20 protein-coding genes are annotated in these 20,244 nt (G+C 60.9%); 10 read left to right on the top strand and 10 right to left on the bottom strand.

Annotated features, from left to right (window positions below; all coding sequences use genetic code 11):
* The first annotated feature begins 93 nt into the window (after positions 1-93).
* The 4 genes from MAMT_RS02040 to dnaJ all read left to right on the top strand — a co-directional run bounded on the left by MAMT_RS02040 (position 94) and on the right by dnaJ (position 3,655).
* Positions 94-600, top strand: coding sequence for an STAS domain-containing protein (locus MAMT_RS02040; RefSeq protein ID WP_142659279.1), 507 nt, complete (start codon positions 94-96; stop codon positions 598-600).
* Between the two features lie 74 nt (positions 601-674).
* A complete protein-coding gene (locus MAMT_RS02045; RefSeq protein ID WP_178086856.1) occupies positions 675-1,892 on the top strand; it encodes a PP2C family protein-serine/threonine phosphatase in 1,218 nt (405 codons plus the stop codon).
* A gap of 15 nt (positions 1,893-1,907) precedes the next feature.
* The gene (locus MAMT_RS02050; protein WP_142659281.1) at positions 1,908-2,501 is read left to right on the top strand and encodes a nucleotide exchange factor GrpE; all 594 of its coding nucleotides are present in this window, start codon (positions 1,908-1,910) and stop codon (positions 2,499-2,501) included.
* Entirely contained in the window at positions 2,498-3,655 is a 1,158-nt protein-coding gene (gene dnaJ, locus MAMT_RS02055) for a molecular chaperone DnaJ (protein WP_142659282.1), read from the top strand. Before MAMT_RS02050 ends, dnaJ begins: the two co-directional genes overlap by 4 nt.
* 16 nt (positions 3,656-3,671) lie before the next feature.
* On the opposite strand, the gene MAMT_RS02060 is transcribed toward dnaJ, so the two are convergent.
* From MAMT_RS02060 to MAMT_RS02070, 3 genes are read right to left on the bottom strand one after another with little or no spacing between them, the layout of a single operon-like run.
* Entirely contained in the window at positions 3,672-4,412 is a 741-nt protein-coding gene (locus tag MAMT_RS02060; RefSeq protein ID WP_246186474.1) for an RluA family pseudouridine synthase, read from the bottom strand.
* Positions 4,413-4,453: 41 nt separating this feature from the next.
* A complete protein-coding gene (locus tag MAMT_RS02065) occupies positions 4,454-6,502 on the bottom strand; it encodes an ATP-dependent DNA helicase (protein ID WP_142659284.1) in 2,049 nt (682 codons plus the stop codon).
* Positions 6,493-7,734 (bottom strand): LL-diaminopimelate aminotransferase, encoded by a 1,242-nt coding sequence (locus tag MAMT_RS02070; RefSeq protein WP_142659285.1) that lies wholly within the window; start codon positions 7,732-7,734, stop codon positions 6,493-6,495. The genes MAMT_RS02065 and MAMT_RS02070 overlap by 10 nt, the downstream gene beginning before the upstream one ends.
* A gap of 306 nt (positions 7,735-8,040) precedes the next feature.
* Here MAMT_RS02070 and MAMT_RS02075 point away from each other — a divergent pair, with 306 nt between their 5' ends.
* Both MAMT_RS02075 and MAMT_RS02080 read left to right on the top strand, forming a co-directional pair.
* A complete protein-coding gene (locus tag MAMT_RS02075) occupies positions 8,041-8,808 on the top strand; it encodes a hypothetical protein (RefSeq protein ID WP_142659286.1) in 768 nt (255 codons plus the stop codon).
* A gap of 284 nt (positions 8,809-9,092) precedes the next feature.
* On the top strand, positions 9,093-9,575 hold the full coding sequence (locus MAMT_RS02080) for a hypothetical protein (RefSeq protein WP_142659287.1): 483 nt from the start codon (positions 9,093-9,095) through the stop codon (positions 9,573-9,575).
* 28 nt (positions 9,576-9,603) lie between these two features.
* On the opposite strand, the gene MAMT_RS11260 is transcribed toward MAMT_RS02080, so the two are convergent.
* Positions 9,604-9,954, bottom strand: a complete 351-nt coding sequence (locus tag MAMT_RS11260; protein ID WP_178086857.1) for a sulfite exporter TauE/SafE family protein — start codon at positions 9,952-9,954, stop codon at positions 9,604-9,606.
* Here MAMT_RS11260 and miaA point away from each other — a divergent pair.
* The 4 genes from miaA to lpxA are packed head-to-tail and all read left to right on the top strand — an operon-like array spanning position 9,949 to position 13,701.
* Positions 9,949-10,875, top strand: a complete 927-nt coding sequence (miaA, locus tag MAMT_RS02085; protein ID WP_178086858.1) for a tRNA (adenosine(37)-N6)-dimethylallyltransferase MiaA — start codon at positions 9,949-9,951, stop codon at positions 10,873-10,875. The two genes, MAMT_RS11260 and miaA, sit on opposite strands and share 6 nt — an antisense overlap.
* Before the next feature lie 42 nt (positions 10,876-10,917).
* On the top strand, positions 10,918-12,303 hold the full coding sequence (gene hflX, locus MAMT_RS02090) for a GTPase HflX (RefSeq protein WP_142659289.1): 1,386 nt from the start codon (positions 10,918-10,920) through the stop codon (positions 12,301-12,303).
* Entirely contained in the window at positions 12,236-12,877 is a 642-nt protein-coding gene (radC, locus tag MAMT_RS02095) for a RadC family protein (RefSeq protein WP_178086859.1), read from the top strand. Before hflX ends, radC begins: the two co-directional genes overlap by 68 nt.
* On the top strand, positions 12,874-13,701 hold the full coding sequence (gene lpxA, locus MAMT_RS02100) for an acyl-ACP--UDP-N-acetylglucosamine O-acyltransferase (RefSeq protein WP_142659291.1): 828 nt from the start codon (positions 12,874-12,876) through the stop codon (positions 13,699-13,701). The genes radC and lpxA overlap by 4 nt, the downstream gene beginning before the upstream one ends.
* A gap of 202 nt (positions 13,702-13,903) precedes the next feature.
* Here lpxA and MAMT_RS02105 read toward each other — a convergent pair whose 3' ends face one another.
* The 6 genes from MAMT_RS02105 to MAMT_RS02130 form a co-directional block, all read right to left on the bottom strand.
* Complete coding sequence (locus MAMT_RS02105; RefSeq protein WP_142659292.1) at positions 13,904-14,908, bottom strand: hypothetical protein; 1,005 nt, start codon at positions 14,906-14,908, stop codon at positions 13,904-13,906.
* Positions 14,909-14,928: 20 nt separating this feature from the next.
* Positions 14,929-16,464 (bottom strand): hypothetical protein, encoded by a 1,536-nt coding sequence (locus tag MAMT_RS02110; RefSeq protein ID WP_142659293.1) that lies wholly within the window; start codon positions 16,462-16,464, stop codon positions 14,929-14,931.
* Positions 16,465-16,503: 39 nt separating this feature from the next.
* Positions 16,504-16,968: a hypothetical protein gene (locus tag MAMT_RS02115; protein ID WP_142659294.1), complete on the bottom strand. Its 465-nt coding sequence runs from the start codon at positions 16,966-16,968 to the stop codon at positions 16,504-16,506.
* Positions 16,969-17,159: 191 nt separating this feature from the next.
* Positions 17,160-19,142: an acetate--CoA ligase gene (gene acs / locus MAMT_RS02120; RefSeq protein ID WP_178086860.1), complete on the bottom strand. Its 1,983-nt coding sequence runs from the start codon at positions 19,140-19,142 to the stop codon at positions 17,160-17,162.
* Positions 19,143-19,277: 135 nt separating this feature from the next.
* Entirely contained in the window at positions 19,278-19,718 is a 441-nt protein-coding gene (gene rpiB / locus MAMT_RS02125) for a ribose 5-phosphate isomerase B (RefSeq protein WP_142659295.1), read from the bottom strand.
* Positions 19,719-19,767: 49 nt separating this feature from the next.
* Positions 19,768-20,223: a UvrB/UvrC motif-containing protein gene (locus MAMT_RS02130; RefSeq protein WP_342799818.1), complete on the bottom strand. Its 456-nt coding sequence runs from the start codon at positions 20,221-20,223 to the stop codon at positions 19,768-19,770.
* Positions 20,224-20,244 lie beyond the last annotated feature (21 nt).

Here is a 20,244-nt window from a genome sequence, read left to right on the forward strand (position 1 = left end):
TGGGTTGAGTAGGCTAAGCGTTTCGACGGAGGGCGAAAGGAATCGAGGGTAAAGCCAATTTGACTTGCCGCCTGAGTTGCGTAGTGTCTTCGAGTGAGAACTGGGATCGTACAAATCGGGAAGCTCCATGCGCTACCCTTGATCAAGGTCATCGGAGCGGGCTCTTTCGAGCATTGTTTTTCTCTTCGTCGCTATTGCGATGATCTAATTCAATGCGGAACTGAGAGACTGCTTGTGGATTTGGCGGAGTGCACCTATCTCGATAGCACCTTTCTTGGTACGCTGGCGGGACCGGCGTTAAAGTTGCGAAAGAAAGGAGGCGTTCTTCAGGTAGCCGGGAGCAGCCGCCGAGTGTTGGAGTCCATTCGGACTTTGGGGCTGGATCGGCTCTTTGAGTGCGTCGAAAATGTGGCTCCTTACGACGCCGCAGACCTCCGTCCCTTGGAATCGGGTTCCCACAAGGAAATGACCGGAGAGCTGCTTCTTCAGGCTCATCGATCGCTATTGGAATGCGATCCAAGAAATGCGCCTAAGTTTCAGGATCTTGTTACCTACCTCGGAGCCGAAGTGGTCCCGGCGGATCGCAGAGAGGCGCATTAAACCCCCATTCTTTCGCTGAGCGGGCTGGCCTCGGCCGCAGGAAAGGAATGGTTACGTCGCAAGGAGGGAGGCGTGTGGAAACCAATCAAGCCAACCAGTTCCGCCACTCGCGCGAGTCTCTGCTTCTGATTGCGGAATTAGGCCGTGCGCTCGGGACCGGTGGAGAATCGGAGTCTCTCGTCTATGCTTTGTTAGAAGGCCTGGCGGCGTTACTCCAAGCGTCGAGCATCGCCTTGCTGTCGCGGGGAGAGGGGGGAGAGGTCGGGGAGATTTGGGGTCGTGGGGAGCCATCGGCAGAGTTGGGGGCGATGGCGAAACGGCGGTGGCAATCGGGGCGAGAAGGGAGCGGGGGGAAGGAGGTCGAGAGAGAAGGGCCCTGGACCCTTCTGCCGCTGAGCGGGAGTGGCTTTCCCTTCAGCCTTCTTGCGATCTGTCTTGAGCCAAGCGTAGCTCTCTGTCCTGCCGAGCGCGGTGCGGCTCAAGCGGTCGGGGAAGCCGCGCTGCTCCTGGCGAAGCAGCCGGCTTTCCGAAGCAATAGTCGGAAAGCACGCCATCTGGCGGCGGAATTGTTCTCCGCCCACCTCTTTCAGAAGTCACTTTTCCCTCGAATGGCTCCGGCGATCCCCGGGTTCCGCGTGGCTGCCGCCCACTCGGCGGCCGGAGAATTGAGCGGAGACTTTTACGATCTCCTGCCGATCGATGCACATACGTGCGGCATCCTGGTCGGCGATGTGGCGGGAAAAGGAATCGCAGCCGCCCTGGTCGGAGGAATGTGTCGCGTCGCGGTGCGTTGCCAAGCCGCTTGCTCGCGCTCTCCCGCAGGGGTGTTGCGTCGGGTCAACCGCCTGCTGCACGATGATCTTGCCGAGCGTACTCTCGTGGCTATGCTTTACGCAGTCATCGATACGGAAAGTCACGAGATTCGGCTGGCTCGAGCCGGACAAGAGGAACCCCTGCTTCGGCGGGCTTCCGGAGTCGTCCAGGTTGGGACACCGGGGATGTGTCTGGGGATTGATTCCGGTGAAACCTTCGATGCGGTTCTGGAGGATGTTTCCCTTTTCTTGGAGCCGGGTGAACTCCTGCTTTTCTACACCGACGGGATGACGGATGTTGTCGGGCCGGGCGGAACCCCGCTCGACAAGGAAAGACTCGCCGAAATGCTGGACAGGACGGGACCGCGAGGCGCGCAAGCCTCACTAGAGACTCTTTTCCAAGAGTTGGATCTGCTCCGCTCCCCGGGCGAGCTAGAGGACGACGTGACGCTTGTTGCGCTGGAGCGAGTCGGAAGTTAAGGTGAGAATTTCTTTATGACATCAGGATTAGGAGAAACCCCGATCGTCGAACAGCCCGCGGAGGATCCGCCCGCCTTTTCGGTGGTGAGTCGCGAGCGGATCGATCAGTGGCAGCAGAGATCCCGCGACGCGGACGAGCTGCGGGACCGACTGCTGCGAACGCTGGCCGAATGGGAGAATGCTCGAAAAAGAATGGCTAAGGAGAAAGAGGATGCCATCCGGTTGGCGAATACGTCTCTTCTCCACGCTCTTCTTCCCGTGGTCGATAACTTTCTTCTTGGAATGGAAGCGGCGAAGAACGCCACCGATGGCCAGTCGATTGCGAAGGGCATGGAAATGGTCCTCTCGCAGTTTCAATCGCTGCTTCGAGAGGAAGGGGTAGAGAGGATCGATGCGGTCGGTAAGCTCTTCGATCCTCATCAGCACGAGGCGGCCGGCTTCGTGGATACGGAGGAGTTCGAGGAGGGAATCGTCGCGACGCAGCAGCGATGTGGTTATCTTTATAAAGGCCGTCTGTTGCGGCCTGCCTTGGTCTATGTCAGCCGGAAGCCGACCAAGAGCACAGAAGGGCAGCAAGAACGAGAAGAAGCTCATTCGCCGGAATCATGATCTCCCAGCGCGATTACTATGAGATTCTCGGCGTGGCAAAAGGGGCCAGCGCCGAGGAGATTAAAAAGGCCTACCGCAAGCAGGCATTGAAATATCATCCTGACCGAAATGCGGGGGATCGTGCGGCGGAGGAAAAATTTAAGGAGTTGAGTAAGGCCTACGATGTGCTCAGCGACTCCGAAAAGCGCGCGGCCTACGACCGTTACGGCCATGCGGCCTTCGAAGCGCAGGGGGGAGCGACGGCGGCGGGCTTCCACGATCCATTCGAAGTCTTCAAGGAGGTGTTCGGCGGCTCCGGCCTTTTTGGCGAAGGGCTTTTCGGGAGCCTATTCGAAGAAGCCTTTGGCACCGGGGGAAACAAGCGCTCTCGGCAGGAGAGGGGGGGCGATCTCCGTTGCGATCTGGAAATCGATTTCGAGGAGGCCGCTTTGGGCTGCGAAAAGCATATTGCCTTTCCCAAGCTCGAGAGCTGTTCGGTCTGTGGAGGCAGCGGAGTCGCCTCCGGCTCCTCCCGCAAGGTCTGTCCGACTTGTCACGGTCAGGGCCAAGTCCGGGTGACACGTGGTTTCTTGACCGTCGCCCAGACCTGTCCGCGGTGCCACGGGACCGGGGCCGTCATCGATCGGCCTTGCGCCTCGTGCCGGGGAGAAGGAAGAGTCAAGCAGACGGCGGAGATGAACATCAAGATTCCCGCCGGCATTGACGATGGTTATCGCCTTCGTCTGGCGGGTTACGGAGAAAGCGGCACGGCCGGCGGACCCGGCGGCGATCTCTACGTGGTGGTGCATGTGCGGCGGCACGAGGTTTTCGAACGACAAGGGAACGATCTCTATTACGAGATGCCGATCAACTTCGTCCAGGCTGCGCTCGGTGGGGAGGTGACCGTGCCCTGTCTGGTGGGAAAGGTCACTCTCAAGATTCCCGCAGGAACGCAGAGCGGGCAGATCTTCCGCCTGCGCGGGCGCGGGATCGCCGATGTGCACGGCCGGGGTATTGGTGATCTGCTGGTTCGGGTGGCGATCGAAGTTCCCACGCGCCTCAATGCGGAGCAGAGGCAAAAACTTGAGGCCTTTGCAGCGAGTTGCAATGCCGATACCCATCCGCAGCAGGAAGGATTCTTGCAACGGGCCAAGCGGTTTTTCGGGGCGGAATAGCCCGACCCATTCGGGATCAGCTCAGGGGAAGAGGGATTCCCCGCTGCTGAAGAAAGACGCTAAGGTCGGAAGGAAACGGGGAGGCAATATTCACCTCCCTCCCTTGCCAGCGGAAAGAGAGGCGTGAGGCATGCAGCGCGTGGCGGGCGAGACAGAGCTGCTCCGCGAGTTCGGGACTCCAGCCCTGGGCGGCAAACTGAAGGAAAAACTTCGGGTCGGGTCCATAGATCTTGTCGCCGACGATCGGATGGCGAATGGCGGAGAGATGCACCCGGATCTGGTGAAGACGTCCGGTTTTCGGAAAAGCGCGGAGCAGGCTGATCTCTTCCCCGGAGAAGACAGAGCGCACGACCGTGATCGCCGGCGTCCCCTCCTGACGTATCCCTTGGCGAATGGCAACCGGATTCTCCTCGGAAATTCCGATATAACCCAACGGGGCGTCGATCTGAAGAAATTCGCAAGCCAGCTTTCCCCAGACAATCGCCAGATACTCCTTTTCGATCAGCCTTCTTTCCATCAGCCGGCCGAACGAGGAGGCCGCCGCCGCATCTTTGCCAACGAGTACTAAGCCGCTGGTTTCTCGATCGAGCCGGTTGGCCAGAAAGAACGAGGATCCTCTCCTTTCCTTGGCAAGCCAGCTGAGCAGGCTCGGGCGGTCATTCCGACGCGTCGGATGAGAGAGCAGGAAAGGAGGCTTGTCGACGACGAGGAAGTCATCGCTCTCAAAAACGATGCGCGGTTCGTAAGGAGGTTCCAAGATTCCTGGCTGCATGCTGCGGTCCGGGCGAGATCCTGAACTTAGCCGATCGGGGGATCCCGGTCGAGAATCTCTACCGGGCAATCGGGAAGAACGCCGAAGAAAGAGCGACCATACCTCTTGGTCAGGATGCGGGAATCGAGGATCGCGATCGTACCCCGGTCTTCCCGGCTCCGGATCAGCCGACCGATTCCTTGACGAAATTTCAGGAGCGCTTCCGGGAGAAAATAGGAGAGGAACGGGTCGCTCCCCGCAGCCTGCAACCGTTCCGCCCTCGCCCGGGCCAGTGGATGGTCCGGTGTTCCAAAGGGGAGTCGAGTGAGGATCACGCACGAAAGGGCTTCTCCCGGGACATCCACCCCTTGCCAGAAGCTGTCCGTCCCAAAGAGGACTGCTCCGGGAGAGGATCGAAAGCGCTCCAAGAGGCTGTGCCGGTCGACGATCCCGTCGTGGACGAGAAGCGGGAAGCCCTTCTCCTCAAAGAACGGCGCAAGCCGGGAGGCAAGGCTGAGCAGCGTTCTTCGATTCGTAAAGAGGACGAAAGCCGATCCGCGGCTTTGAGTGGTGAAATAGCGGATCCACGCTTCCAGGGCCGCTTCATAGCCGGCGGTCTCCGAGGGGTCGGGGATCCCGCTGGGGACGCAGACTTTCATCTGCCGCACGTAGTCGAAGGAGGAGTCGAGAACGAGAGTGCGCGGCTCGCGGAGGCCGAGTCTCTTTTGGAAGTAGTGAAAGCTTCCTCCGATGGTAAGCGTTGCGCTGGTGAAGACGAGCGAGCGTTCTCCTTGGTAGAGCAGTCGTTCGAGCAGCGGGGCGACCGACAGGGGCACAGCGGCCAGACGGGTTCCTTCCGGAGAGTCGCCATCCTGGACCTCGACCCAGTAGACGTGATCGGGAAGGGACTGGTCGAGGAAAGCGGCGAAAGCGGCTCGCAGGCTGACGGTCTTCCGAGCGTGATCCTCAATCTCGCGCTTGAGATCGCGATCGGTAGCCTCTGCGGCTGCGTCCTGAATCGCCTCGGCGAGCTCTGCCAAGGGTGCATCCAGGACGTTCGGCACCAGACCGTCCCGGAGGATGCGGACTTCTCGACTCTTGGAGTCGCTCACCGCGGCGCGCAAGCGCTCGAAGAGCGAGGTGAGAACGGTGAGAGCCTCCTTGGTCTTTTGGATCGAATCGCTCGCCCGCAGCAAGGGGAGAAGTCCCCGCCCGGTTCGAGGATGGTAGAGTCTTTGCAAGAGAGATCTCGTCTGTCCTTCCGAGAGGGAGAGGCCGAGATGCCGGGCTGCGACGGTCTCGACTTGGTGGGCTTCGTCGAAAATGACAAAATCCTTGGCGAAAGAGAGATCTTCGCTTGGATCGGAACCGAGTCCGCCGGCCAAGAGAGAGAAGAAGAGCGCATGGTTGACGATCGTAAGGTCGGCCTCGGCACTCTGGTCTCGGAGCCGTTGATAGAAGCAGCGCGGATTGTCCTGGCAGCTCCTCGCGGTGCAGAGTTGCGGCTCGGAGCAGAGCCGACTCCAAAGGCGAGGCTCCGGAGGAGGATCGAGTTCTTCCCAGCAGCCGGTCGTGGTCTCGAAGGACCAGCGGGCGATCCGGCTGATCTCCTCGGTTTCTCGTAAAGCAAAAAGATCTCCCCCATAGCGGAGCGCCTGGTCGATCCGTCGAGGACAAAAGTAGTTCCTCCTCCCTTTGAGAAGAACCACGCTGAACGAGTCGGACAGGGTGCGGAGGAGGAGAGGCAGATCCCGGCCAAAGAGCTGCGCTTGAAGGTTGAGCGTATGGGTGGAGATGACGCCGTGCTGACCCAAGTTGCGTGCACAGCGAAGAGCGGGGAAAAGATAGGCGAGGCTCTTGCCTGTCCCCGTACCCGCTTCGACCGCTAAAACCGTCTTCTCCGAGAGCGCTTCGGCCACCGCGCGCGCCATCTGCGCCTGCTGGGGTCGGAATTCGAAGTGACGTGCGGAGGAAAGAGGGCCGCGAGGAGAGAAGAACTCCTCCGCCTCATCGGCAGGGGAGAGGTGCGAATCGGCTGGGGATCGGGAGCAGCGGCCGTTCCTTTCCGAGCCGGAGGAGGAAGGTTCTACTTCCATTGCAAGCGGGTGTCGGCCAGCCGCTTTTCGAGTTCGGCGACGACCCGCCGTTCCTCTTCCTCCCCTTGTGCGCGGAAGGTTACGCTCCAGCGGAGATAGGCGCCGGCCTCATCCCATGGAACGGTCGAGATCTGCCGCTCGGTGATCAACCACTCCGCTGCCTTTTCGGCCGTTGGGAAGAGGACCGGCCCCTGCGGGGTCGTAGCGCGGATGGGGGCGGGAGTGTAGAGGAAGAACGAGGCATCCGGCTTGCGCGCCGGGCAGCCCAATCGTCGGAGCGCTTCCACGAGAAGGTCCATCCGCCGCGAGTATTTTTGCGCCATACCCTGTGTGATCTCCGGATGATCCAATCCGTAGGCGAACGCATGCTGGATCGCGAGAAACTGGCCTGAGTCGGTGTGGTCCTTGACGGAGGCATAGGCACGGATGAGCCTCGCATCGCCGGCGACGAAGCCGCATCGCCAACCGGTCATATTGAAGTTTTTGCTCGCCGAATGGAGCTCGAGTCCGACCTCCTTGGCCCCCGGCACGGACAGGAAGCTCAAAGGCGATCCCGTGAAGACCAGGCCCGCGTAGGCGAAGTCGTGAATGACGATAATCCGGTGGAGATGGGCAAACGCGACGACCTTCTCGAAGAAGGCGGGAGTCGCCGTGGCGCCGGTAGGATTGTTCGGATAGTTCAGGACGAGCGCCTTGGTGCGCCGCAGCACATCGGCGGGAACGGATTCGAGGTCGGGCAGGAAGGAGTTCTTTTCGAGGAGAGGGAGAGAGAAGACCTGGCCCCCGTAGTATTGAGCGTGCGTCCCGAAGACCGGGTAGCCCGGGACGGTCATCAGGACGACGTCGCCCGGATTGATGAAGCAGGCGGGCAGAATGGAGAGAGCCGCCTTGGAGCCGATCGAATGGCAGATCTCTGTCTCGGGATCGGCGAGCACCCCGCAAACCCTCTTGAGATAGCGGGAGGCCGCCTCCTTGAGCCGTGGTCCGCCGTTGTCGGCGTAGCCACGGTTTTCGGGCTTCCGTGCTTCCTCGGCCAACCGTTCGACGATTTCGACGGGGGCCATTTCGTCCGGTTCTCCCACGCCGAGGTCGAGCAGCTCGATCTCGGGATGCTTGTCGCGCGCCGCCCGTTTGGCTCGCTTGATCTTCTCAAACTTGTAGATTTCAGTCTCCTTTCCGAACCGGGGACCGCCGATCCGGTGAGCGAAAGAGGTGGCGGGAAAGTTTTCCATAGGCTTCTGGTATCTGTATCTTCGTCCTTCTTTTTACGGGGCGGGCGAGGTAAAGGCAATCGCCGCGCGCATTCCTACCCCGCCTGTCTGGCCTGCATATCTCACAAGCGATCTCCTGCGGCTTGCGAAATGGACCTGCTTGCTTCGTTGCGCCTTGCATCCAGGCCCATCCGCCGCGCCTCGGGTACGAACTTTGTGAGACAGGCAGGCTGGCAAGCCGCAGGAGAAAGGTTGTGGGAAATGGCGGCTGGATCTGCTGGTTGGGATTCTCGGGCTTGGTCTGCTACGCTCTGCGGCGGAAGATTCATGTCGACCGTCACCCTGCTTTCCCGCCGGCTGCGAGCCTCTCGTCACCGGCTTTTTGCGCCGGTGGCACTCGTCTTGTTCCTTGCCGCTTTTGCTCTAAGCCCCCCGGCCCGCGCCCAGGAGTTGCCGATCCAGATCGTTTGGGTCCGTCAATATTACACGCTCTTTCTCGCGAAGTCGCGCTCCGGAGGGGGGCCTCTCCAACCCTATGTTCGCTGCCTGGTCTATCTCCAATTCCGGAATTGGGGACCTCCGCAGCGAGTGCCCATGGGGCATGGCGAGAGGCCCGACTACCCGAATATCCGATTTCGGGTTTGGCGGAATCAGGTGCCGATTCCTTTCCAAAGACACGTGATTCCCCGCTTGGGAGCGCAGGATTTGTACGAAGTCAACTTTGCCGCGGGGGAGAGCGTTCGCGTCACCTACGACTATGTCGAGCAGGTCTTGAGCCACAATCCGGAGGAGAAGGTCGATGTGTTCGAGGATACCTGGGGGTTCGAAGGGTATCGGCCGCCCCTGGAGGATTGGTGGATCGTGGTCGAGCTGGGAAAGATGTATACGCAGTATCAAGCATCTCCCGGTTTCGGGCAGAGTCCTGCGACACCGGCGCTTCCGTATCAGACCTTTTTCAACCGGATCTTCCGGGTTTCCCCGCATGGTTACCAGAGCCGGGGAACCGAGATCTGGTGGCGCTTTCAGGATGTGGGAGAGGAGAGGATGCATTCGTTCCCGAAGTTGCGGGTCGAGTGGCAGGCCTGGTACCGCTAGCGCGGAGGAACGCCGAGGCCATGGTTTCGGGAATCCGCGGAGGGAGCAGGCTTCGTTCCCCCCCAATTTCTCCTGCGCTGATCCCTTTGGCGCTGCTCTGTTTCCTATGGTGCGGAGGACGAACGGCGCCCGCTCAGGGCAGGTGGGTTCAGTTGGTTTGGGCGCTTCAATCCTATACCGTCTTCCTTCGGGAAGTTCAATCCGGTGACGATCCGTGGCGGCCTGCGGTACGGTGCCTAGTCTCTCTTCAGCTGTACAACTGGGGCCCCGATCAATCCTTCACGATGAGCCACGCCGAGGTTCCGCAATATCCGACCATGGCATTTCGCGTCTGGCGCAATCACCGGCCCATTCCCTCCCGAAAGCTGGGATCGGACGACTACTTCACCGTTTCTGCCTCTTCCGGCGAGAAGGTGAGGATCTCCTACGAGTATGTCGAGCAGGTCCTTCCGGCCGATCCGGCGGCGAAGATCGACGTTTTCGAGGATACCTGGGGTTTTACCGGTTTCCGTCCGCCTCTCGAAGAGTTGCAGGTAGCCGTCGATCTCGGCCCGATGTACGCGGACTACCGGGCGTTCCCCGCCTTTGGACGGAATCCCGCAATTCCGGCTTATTCCTACGAGGAGTTTTTTCTCCGGATCTTTCGCGTCTTCCCGCCGGGTTATCGGATGCGCGGGAGGGAAGTCTGGTGGCGCATTCACAATGGAGCTCCTCATCTCACCTCGGCCTCGCGCCTTCGCATCGAGTGGCGGGCTTGGTATCGGTAGGGAGGGGACTCCGACCATCTGTCGTCGGTCAGCGCCAAAGCCGGTAAGCGGCGTAGAGAAGAAAAACCGCGAAAGCCCGTTTGGCGTAGACCGCCGGGATCGCTTGAATGAAGAGGGAGCCGAGGGCGGCGCCCGCCGCCCCGGAGAGGGCGATCACCGCAAAGAGGTTCCAGTCGATCTGCTTGAGGGTAAAATTTGTGAGGCTGCCTGCCAGGGCGATCGGCAGGATGAGGGCGAGCGAAGTTCCGACCGCGGTATGATAGGGTACCGCAAAGGAGAGGATCAGGATCGGGACGAGGATCGAGCCTCCGCCGATTCCGAAGCAGCCGCTGGCAAAACCGGCAACCAGGCCCAGCAGGGCGAGAGCGAGCAAGTGCATGGTCAAGAGATAGGAGGCTGGATCGCCCGGGTCGAGCCCGGCGAGCCGCTTTTTATCGTCGGCTCGACGGGTGTGGGAAAAACGGATCTGGCGCATGCGGTCGCTGAGAGGTCTGCGGCGTGGATCCTCTCCATGGATTCGATGCAGGTCTACCGGGGACTCGATCGAGGGACGGCAAAACCCTCCCGGGAGGAGCGGGTTCGCTTTTCCTATGGAGGGGTGGATCTCGTGGATTGGCGCGAGCCCTTTTCCGTCGCGCAATATCGGGAACACGCCCATGCTTTCTTGAAAGCCTGCACGAGCCAGGGGCGCCCGATCATTGTGGTGGGAGGGACCGGCCTCTACTACCGCAGCATGGTGCAAGGTCTCTGCCAGGCGCCTCCGGGAAATGCCCTTCTTCGACAGGAACTGGAGGCGCTCTCCACCGCCGAGCTTGGGGGGCGGCTTCAGGCGATCGATCCGGGAGCGGCCGCCCGCATCGACCTGTGCAACCCCAGGCGCCTGATTCGAGCGATCGAGGTCAAGGAAACGACGGGCATCTCTCTCTTGGATTGGCAGAAAGAGACGACACGACCCTTGCTGGCGCGCCATCGCACGCTTTGGGTGGAGCGGCCGCTTGCAGCGTTGCGCGAGCGGATCGCCGCGCGGGTCCGTAAAATGCTGGCCTCCGGGTGGATCGAGGAGGTGGCGGACCGTCTGCGCGAGGGGGGGGCGGCAACCCTTTCCCGCTGCCCGGCCATCGGTTATGCCTCGATCGCGCAATTCCTGGTTCAGGGAGGGAGCCGGACGACACTCGAGGAAACGATTGCTCGGGACACCTTCCGGTACGCACGGAAGCAGTTGACTTGGTTTCGGAAAGAGGCTACGGTCAGTCAACATGTGATATTTGAAGAGCATGGTCCTCTTCCCCGAGTTCTCTAGTACGAATCATCCCTCCCTTGGCAAGATCGTTACTCTTGCTGGATGAGAACTCTAGGCCATCCCGCAGAGAAAGCGCTCCTTGTCGGGATCGAGCTGCCGAACCAGCAGGAGCCGGGAGTCACAGAGTCGCTCGAGGAACTGGGCGAACTCGCCCGGAGCGCGGGAGCGGCGGTCGCCTCTCATGCCGTTCAACGGCTTCAGACACCGACTGCGCCATTCTATATCGGGCGCGGCAAGGCGGAGGAGCTCTCCGAGCGGTGCCAGGAAGGCGGGATCCACTCGGTCATTTTCGACGACGAGTTGACTCCGGCCCAAAGCCGCAATTTATCGAACGTCTTTTCTCGGAAGGTCTTGGATCGGACGCAGCTGATTCTCGACATTTTTGCGCAGCGAGCCAAGACCCGGGAGGGCAAGATTCAAATCGAGCTTGCTCAACTTCTCTACTTGCTCCCGAGGCTCACCAGGCTTTGGAGCCACCTTTCACGGCAAACGGGGGGCATCGGCACCCGGGGTCCCGGAGAAACCCAGTTGGAGGTCGACAGGCGACGAGTCCAGCAGCGGATCGCGCGTTTACACCGCGATCTGGAGGCTGTCCGACGCTCCCGGGCGGTGCAGCGGGAAGGAAGACACCGATGTTCGTGGCCGACCCTCTGCTTGGTCGGATACACCAATTCCGGGAAATCGACCCTGTTCAATCGCCTGACCCAGTCCGAAGTATTGGTGGAGGACAAGCTCTTCGCCACGCTCGACCCGACGATCCGGCTTTTGCAACTAGGGGGAAAGCAGCGGGCGTTTTTGGCCGACACGGTCGGCTTTATCCGAAAGCTGCCGCACGACCTGATCGATTCCTTCCGAGCCACGTTGGAAGAGGTAAAGGAGGCCGACCTTCTCATTCATCTGGTGGACGTTTCCGATCCGAAGGTGGAGGAACGGATTGCGGACGTGCGGCGGGTCTTGGAGGAACTCGACGTGCTTGGCAAGCCTTCACTCCTCGTGTGGAACAAGATCGATCGTTTGCATGGTCCCGCGCTGCTTCATCGGCTGTTGCAGCGGTATCCGGGAAGCATCGGAATTTCGGCCTGGGATGGGTCCGGGATCGAGGAGCTTCTGTCGCGGATCGGAAGCTGGTCGCGGGGGAGGGCGCTCCTTTTTCGCTTGCGCTTGCCGGTCGAGCGCGGCGATCTGCTGGCGCGTCTCCATCGCGAGGGCGAGCCCGTAGAGGTTCGCTACCGCCCCGACGGGATCTACGTGCACGCTTGGATTCCCGCTTTCTTGCAAGCGTCTCTTGCTCCCTTTATCCTCCCCGAGCGTGGCTCGGCGGATTCGCGAGATGCTTCCGGCGGAACGACCGCTGGAGAGGATGGCGGCGAACGGCCCGAATGGGCTGAAGGATTCGGAGCTGCTGGCGATTCTTCTCGGAATCGGTAGGAGCGGCCTTTCAGCCGTCGGGCTGGGAGAGGAGCTCATCACGATGTTCGGCAGCCTGCAAGCATTGGGGAGGGCTTCGGTGGCTGAGCTTGCCCAGTGCAAGGGCGTCGGACCAACCAAAGCCGCGCGCCTCGTAGCCGCCTTCACGTTAGGTATCCGCTCGGCTCAAGAAGATCTCCTGGGAAAGCAGATCGCGTCTCCGAAGGATGCGGTCGAGTTCCTGGGACCGAGGATGCGTCTGTCGCCGGTCGAGATGTTGTTGGCGGTCCTGCTGGATGCGAAAGGACGGGTTCTTGCGGTCGAGGAAATTACCCGAGGGACTCTCAATGAGAGCCTTTATCATCCCCGTGAGGCTTTCCGCGCCGCGATCGCGCACAAAGCCCATTCGGTCCTTTTTGCCCACAACCATCCTTCCGGAGACCCCACGCCGTCGGCGGAGGACATAACCATCAGCCGCGAAATGAAGCGGGCCGGGGAAATCCTTGGGATCGAGGTGGTCGACCACGTGATTCTCGGGGGATCGCGCAAGGGAGATCTGCTCTATTACAGCTTTCGGGAACGAGGGAAAGGATGATTCATTCGACAGCGATGGTTAGCCCCAAAGCCGAACTCGGACGGGAGGTGCGGGTAGGGCCCGGAGCGATGATCGAGGCGGAGGCGATTGTCGGAGATCGCTGCGAGATTCGGGCTCATGCGGTGATTGCCGCGGGAACACAGATCGGACCGGGAAACCAGATCGGTTACGGGGCGATCATTGGAGCCGAACCGCAGGATCTATCCTGGAATGGAGCCCCTTCCCGCGTGGTGATCGGAGAGGGGAACGTGATCCGGGAGCAAGTCACCATCCATCGGGGGGCCAAGCCGGAGAGCGAGACGCGGATCGGAGACGGCAACTACCTGATGGTAGGGTGTCACGTCGGGCACAACTGCCTTGTGGGGAACCGGACGATCATCGTCAACCACGTGTTGCTGGCCGGTTATGTCCAGGTTGGAGATCGCGCCTTTTTGGGGGGTGCTTCGGTCTTCCATCAGCATGTACGCATCGGAGAGTTGGCGATGGTGCGGGGCGGGATCCGGATCGGCATGGATATTCCACCCTTTCTGATGGCCGTCGACGAAAACGAGGTCGCCGGCGTCAACCGGGTCGGCTTGCGCAGAGCAGGATTTTCCGAAGCGACCCGTCGGCAGATCGAGGCCGCCTACGGCATCCTCTACGAAAGCGGACGCAACGTCTCGCAGGCCCTGGAGGAGATGGAAAGGCGCTGGCCGAGCGGAGAAGTGCGCCGGATGAGCGATTTCATTCGGGCTTCCCGCCGGGGCATCTGCACTCCGAACCGCATGCGAAGAAGGCCGGAGCGGGCGGCAAGAGCCAGAGAGCAGCGCGCATCCGCGGGCTAGCCAAACTTCCCCACCATGTTGAGGGCCGTTTCGATATCGGAGTTGCTTGCGCAACCAGCGTAGGGCGAGGTTGCGAATAAGATGTGAACAAGGGGTGAAAATCCCGTGAAAAGCCGTAGGCTCCCAAAGCGCCCGCGGAGCAGTGCGTTCATCCTCTCGCGCGCTTCACACGGCAGCGGGAGCGTCATTGCCCGACCCCCCTTCAATTACCCGAATTTCCCGGGAAGCCCGCCGCAGCGTAGATCCGCCCGCTAAGCGTGTAGACGGCATCGATCATTTTCCGATCGTGCAGGGCCCGGGCAATATCGTTGAGCGCACGGAGCACCTGACTTTGCTGGGAACCGGCGATAGCGATCGGCTGGACTGGAGGGAAAATGGCAATGGCGTAGTTGAGATTGGGCCCTTTGGCAAATTCGGCGATCTCTTCCCAAAACCAGCTTGGCATCGCGGAAAGCTTCCAGGGAAGTTTTCCGGAAACCGGCAAAAGTTCACCACCTTCTGACGCCCAAATGTTTCGTAAAGCCTGGAGGAATTCCTTTGCCGACCATCTGTCTTCCAGGACCTGATGGAACTTCTCCGGCCCCCAGCGGGTGAAGAGCTCGTAATATTCCCTGACTACCCTGGCATTCTCCTCGGCGTATTGGCTTTCGGGCAGCCGGTTGCCACGAATCGCTTGCGCGTACTCCAAATCCTGAAGCTCATAAGTAGCCTCCCGCTGCTCCGGAGTCAGATGCGCCAGCCACCAGGCGTCCCACACGGCGTCCTGGGTGTCGAGAATCTGTTCCCGTTCTTCGTCAGGGAGGTCGGAAAATTGCGGAGGCGAAAGGGTTCCTCTGAGCCTCAAGAGCGAGTCGAGGATCGGAATGGGAAGCGTAGCTAGCTTCCGCTCCAGTATGAGAACCTCGGTTCGGACGACGAATTTCCCCTCTCTGGTATGCCTATCGGTGTGCGGAGTCGACCAGCGGTAGGCCAGATCCATTGCCCAGTGTCCTTCGGGAGTCCGAACGGTTTCGGCAAGGAGCTTCGGGTCGGCCGTCTGGAGGAACGAAAGGGTTTCGGGCATCCGGAGGGTGGCAAGCCTTTGGATCAGGGCTTGGGCCTCGGGAGAAAGGGGGAGCGAGGGCTTGTCCTGGGCCAGGGCCACGGCGGCAGTCAACCAGAGGGAAAGAACTCCGCCAAGGCATTGGTGACCAAAAATGGTGTTCATGGATTTTTCTCCTTGTCTTGCTATGGACCTTGCGGCACCGAGCTTTGCCTGCGATTGACCGCGTCGGAAAGAGAGTGGTGGATCGGTTTTCCCGACAAGGGGTCGTAGGGTGCGCGACTCGGATCGAGCGCAATGTTCGCGGCTGCTTGCTGGTTGAATTGCGCGAGCTTCACCGGTTTCGAAAAATAGCCCGAGCCCAGTTCAGCCAAATAGCCTTGGCGGCTGATTCCACTCTGTACAATGGCAACCGAAGGTATGTGGTAAATGTTCTCCCAGATATAGTTGAGCCCCGGATAGGTTGCGTTCGGCTTGCTCGTTGTCGACATCCGCTCATTGGGGCGGAATCCCGTGTGATAGGCTCCCCCGATCGAGATGGTTCGGGCGTTCGGCCGGGTCACGTTGGCCGCGATAGCGGCAATGCTCTCGTTTCGCTCCCTCATTCCGTCTGGGGACTTCAAAAAGTCCATCGATTCCTTTGGAGTGATTTGCCGGCTAGGGGAATTCACAATCAGGTTTCCATTCTGGTCGAGTCCGGCATTCCGGTCGAGGTCCCCTGCGATTACCTGGTATCCCGTGTTGTGGGCGTGGCGCCAGAGGTAAAACATTTGCATGCGTCCTTGGAGAGCATCGACTAGCGCTGGACTGTTGCCGCTCGCTATCGCGGTCGCTTTCAGCATCCTGGGGGTTTGTGAGTCTATGGTTTGAAACGCTGCCGCCATGATCTTTACGTCCTTGCTGTGTTGTTGTTGAGTCGGACTGTCTGGGCCGAACCCAAGGTCCACTTCGGCCATATTCTGGTAGCTGGGATTCTTGAGAAACGCATCGAGCTCTTTCTGCTTGGCGGTGGGATACTCGAGGATCAGGTTTCGGAACCCATGAGCGTAGGCCGATTGGAGGAACTTCGCTTCTGCATCCATCATTGCGGGATCGAAATGATGTTCCCCAATGGTAATGATCTGGACGCCTGCCTTGTCGATGGCCGCCCAATTGCGCTGATCGGCAACCGTGATCGGGTTTGGTTGAGAAGGTGGGAACTGGCGGCTGGCAGGAACGGGGGTCAGTCCCGGACCTCGCCGAGAGCTTTGGAGAGCGGTCGCCGCGGCGGCAGCCGCAGCCGCTGCGCCCATGTTTGCGCCTACCGCAGCTCCTGCCGCAGCGGTGCCCTCAGCCGCCTGCGCCGTCGAGAGTTGAGCGGCAGCGGCCGGGAAGACCGAATTCGGAAGCGGAGGACAGCAGCCATTGCCTGCTGGGGGAGCGGTTGATCCATCCTGGGCTGCCCCACTGGCGGCTCCGCCGGAATCGGCTGCGGCGGGCGCGGCCGCATCGGTCGGGGCCGTGGGAGCTGGTGTGGAGGCTCCATCCGGCATGACCGCGGTATTGACGAGCCCGGCTCCGCCGGAAGAGTCGGATTCCGGGGACGGACTTTGGGAAGCGTCGGCACCCTCGGCGGGAGGCGCGATCGAAACCTGCCCGTAGCTCTTCAGGCTCCCCTCGGGAGCCAGGAGGAAGGTCACCCAAAGCAAGAGCCAAAAAGTCCAAAGGCCCTGCGATCTCATGGCCGGCTTGCTCCCCGGGAGGTTTTGGGATCGGGCGATTTATCGATGCAACCGACTCTTGCCCTTCTGCTCCTCGATCTGCGCCCTTTGGAGGACAAAGGAATCAATCCACCGGTTGCGTTCTTGGGCGAGCTCCCGGTAGTAGGCCACGAAGCAGGATTCGGCGTCTTGCGGTTGGAGCGCCCGGAGGGGGGCAAGGATCGGCCCGGCCCAGTCGGTCCGGGGAGCGGCAGCCGGAGGCGCCGGCTGCTTCTGCTCCTTCCACCACGAGAGGACGGAGAGGGAGAAGAGGGCCAAAAGGGAGAGGGCCACGGCAAAGGCGGGCAGGCCGGCCTCGATGGGTCTCCCGGGCGCACCCCTGCCGCTGGGCGGCCGGATTGCCCTGGAGGTGCCCTCCCCCTTTGCCGGCTGGATCATCGGCTGGAGATTCGATCTCTCGGAAAACTCCCCCTCCTTCCGCTCCGGAAAAACGACCGCGCGCATGACTCCCTCCCTGGTTGCCATCGGCCTTCCCCCTGCCCGCACGGAGCACCCGCGACCGTTGCGGCAGAGATTGTGGACCGCTTACCGGAAAGGAGATTACCGAAGCCGGACGGAGGTCGGGCAAGCGGTTTCTCTGTTACATTTTTGTGACAGTTCCGTGAACTTTCGGTGACAAAAGGACCCTGCTTCGCGCAAAGAAAACTTAACCTGCATTAATCGGCAGCTTGTCCGACTTCTTTGGAAAGGGCGGTGACGGCAGCGGGATCTTCCAGGGTCGTCGTGTCGCCCTCGATTTGACCGTTACGAACCAGTTCCTTGAGAAGGCGTCGGAGGATCTTGCCGCTGCGGGTCTTCGGCAGGGTAGCGGTGAAGAGAATCTCCTTGGGGCGTGCGATGGCGCCGATCTCCTCTGCCACATGAAGACGTAGTTCGTTTTTGAGCTCCTCCGACGCTGCTTCTCCCTGCCGGAGGGTGACAAAAGCGACGAGCGCCTCGCCTTTTTCCGAATCGGGCTCGCCGACCACCGCCGCTTCCGCGACGCTGGGATGGCTCACCAGTGCGCTCTCGATCTCGGCGGTGCCGATGCGATGCCCGGCGATATTGAGAACGTCGTCGGTCCGGCCCGTGATCCAGAAATAACCGTCTTCGTCCTGGCGGGCGCCGTCTCCGGTGAGATAGACGCCGGGAATCTGACTCCAATAGGTGCTTCGAAGCGCCTCCGGGCTGCCGTAAATGTCCCGGAGCATCGAGGGCCAGGGGCGGCGAATCACCAACCTCCCGTGGGTGCCGGAAGGAACGGGATTCCCCTGATCATCAACGACTGCGGGATCGACGCCGAAGAAGGGAAGGGTTGCCGAACCCGGCTTGCCGGGGGTCGCTCCGGGAAAGGGAGCGATCATCGCCGATCCCGTTTCGGTTTGCCACCATGTATCGACGATCGGGCAGCGCCCTCGCCCAATCTTCTGATGATACCAGAGCCAAGCCTCCGGGTTGATCGGCTCGCCGACCGAGCCCAGAAGGCGGAGCGAGGAGAGATCCCAGGGTTTTACCCAACCTTCGCCCATACGCATGAAGGCTCGGATGGCGGTCGGAGCGGTGTAAAGGATGTTGATTCGGTGGCGCTCGATCATGCGCCAGAAGCGATCCGGCTGGGGAAAATCGGGCGAGCCTTCGTAGAGGAAGACCGAAGCCCCGAGAGCCAGGGGGCCGTAGACCACGTAGCTATGACCCGTCACCCAACCGACATCGGCCGTGCACCAGAAGAGATCCTCTTCTTTGAGATCGAAGAGGTATTTGGTGGTCAGCGCACAACCCAGCAGATAGCCGCCGGTCGTGTGAAGGATCCCCTTCGGCTTTCCGGTCGTTCCGCTGGTGTAGAGGATGTAGAGAGGATGCTCGCTGTCCACGGGCTTCGCTTCCGAGCGGGCGTCGACCTCTTTGAGCTCTTCTTCGATCCAGCGATCGCGGCCCGCCAGCATCGGAACGGGCTCCGCCGTCCTTCGGACGACCAGGACCCGTTTCACCATTGGGACATCCTTCAAGGCGTCGTCGACCCGCTTCTTGAGCGGAACGATCTTCCCCCTCCGGTAGCCACCATCGGCGGTGATGACGATCTTCGCTCCGCAATCGAGGATCCGATCTCGAATCGACTTCCCGCTGAAGCCGCCAAAGACGACACTATGCACCGCGCCAAGGCGCGCGCAGGCGAGCATGGCGATCACCGCTTCCGGAATCAGCGGCAGATAGATCACGACCCGGTCTCCGGAGCCCACTCCGCTTCGGGAGAGCAGGTTGGCCCAGCGACAGACTTCCCAGTGGAGCTGCCGGTAGGTGAGGGTACGTACTTCTCCGGGCTCTCCTTCCCAGACGATGGCTGCCTTGTTGCACCGGGGTCCGGCCAGATGACGATCGAGGCAGTTGTAGCTGGCATTGAGCTTTCCGCCCACAAACCAGCGTGCATGCGGCAGGTCCCAACTCAAAAGCTGCTGCCAGGGCTCCGCCCAGTCGAGCTCGGCAGACATCCGCCCCCAAAACGTTACGGGAGAGTCGAGCGACTCCCGATAGAGCCGGCGGTACTCCTCCAAGCTTCCAATGTGCGCCCGGGCCGAAAATTCGTTGGACGGGGGAAAAACCGGCACCAGTTCCGCGGACGGGGTCGATTTCCGGGAGTCGATGCCAGCGGTCGTTTCTTCCATGGTTTGCCCGATTGCCCAGCGCCAGGTTCCGCCCGGCCGCGAAAAGTAGTGACAGAATAGGGCCTGACCAGTCCCAAAGCAAACCAGGACCTCCCAGCGGACCGGCCCGGCGGGAAGAGCTGGGCCTAGCGGGGCCTACACAAGCTCGCCGGCCATCATCTTGCGAATGCGCGGGATGTGGCGCCCGCCTTCGAAGGGAGTGTCGAGGAAGATCCGAACGATCTTGAGGGCGGTCTCCTCCGGAATGAGGCGCTCCCCGATCGAAATGACATTGGCATCGTTGTGCGCGCGGCCGAGGCGAACCGACTCCTCGTTGAAACAGTAGGCGCAGCGGACGCCCCGGACTTTGTTGGCGACCATGGCCTCTCCGTTTCCCGAACCTCCCAGAACGATCCCGCGATCCGCTTTCCCCTCCGCAACGAGCACGGCCGGCGGGCGAACGTAGTCGGGATAATCGACGGGCTCGGGTGATCCCGTGCCGCAGTCGATCACCTCGTGGCCGAGGCTCTTCAGGAACCCCTTGATCTTTTCCTTGTAGGCAAAGCCGGCGTGGTCCGATCCGATGGCGATTTTCATGAAGATGATTGTCTCTCTGTTTGTAGAACAGGCGTTGGCTTGCGCCGTGTCAGCCGTTTAGCTGGGTTTCAAGTTGGGAGATCTCGTCGCGAAGCAGCGCGGCTTCCTCGTAACGCTCCTCCGTGACTGCTTTTCGCAGGCTCTCCTGCAAATCTTCCAATCGCCTCTGGTAAAATTGGTGGCGCAAAAACTTGGCAGGCATCTTGCCCTTATGAAGAACACCCTTGTGCATATCGCGAAGCATGGAATCGACGATTTCCGAAAACACTTCGTAGCAGTGAGGACAGCCGAGTCGCCCGGTCTTTTTGAAATCCGATTGCGTAAAGCCGCACTGAGGACACGTTGGCTCATTTTTGGAGAGAAGCTGTGTTTCGTCCCGTGAGTCGCCCAAGAGCAAGTCAGCGAGCGAAAAGACGGAGGGATCGGACACGCCCTTTTCCTTGGCACAGTTTTCGCAAAGATGCACTTTCTGAACCTTGCCTCCGACGATCTGCGTCAGATGCACGGTTGCCGGTTCTTCGCAGAA

The organism is Methylacidimicrobium tartarophylax, assembly GCF_902143375.2.
GTDB classification, from domain to species: Bacteria; Verrucomicrobiota; Verrucomicrobiia; order Methylacidiphilales; family Methylacidiphilaceae; genus Methylacidimicrobium; species Methylacidimicrobium tartarophylax.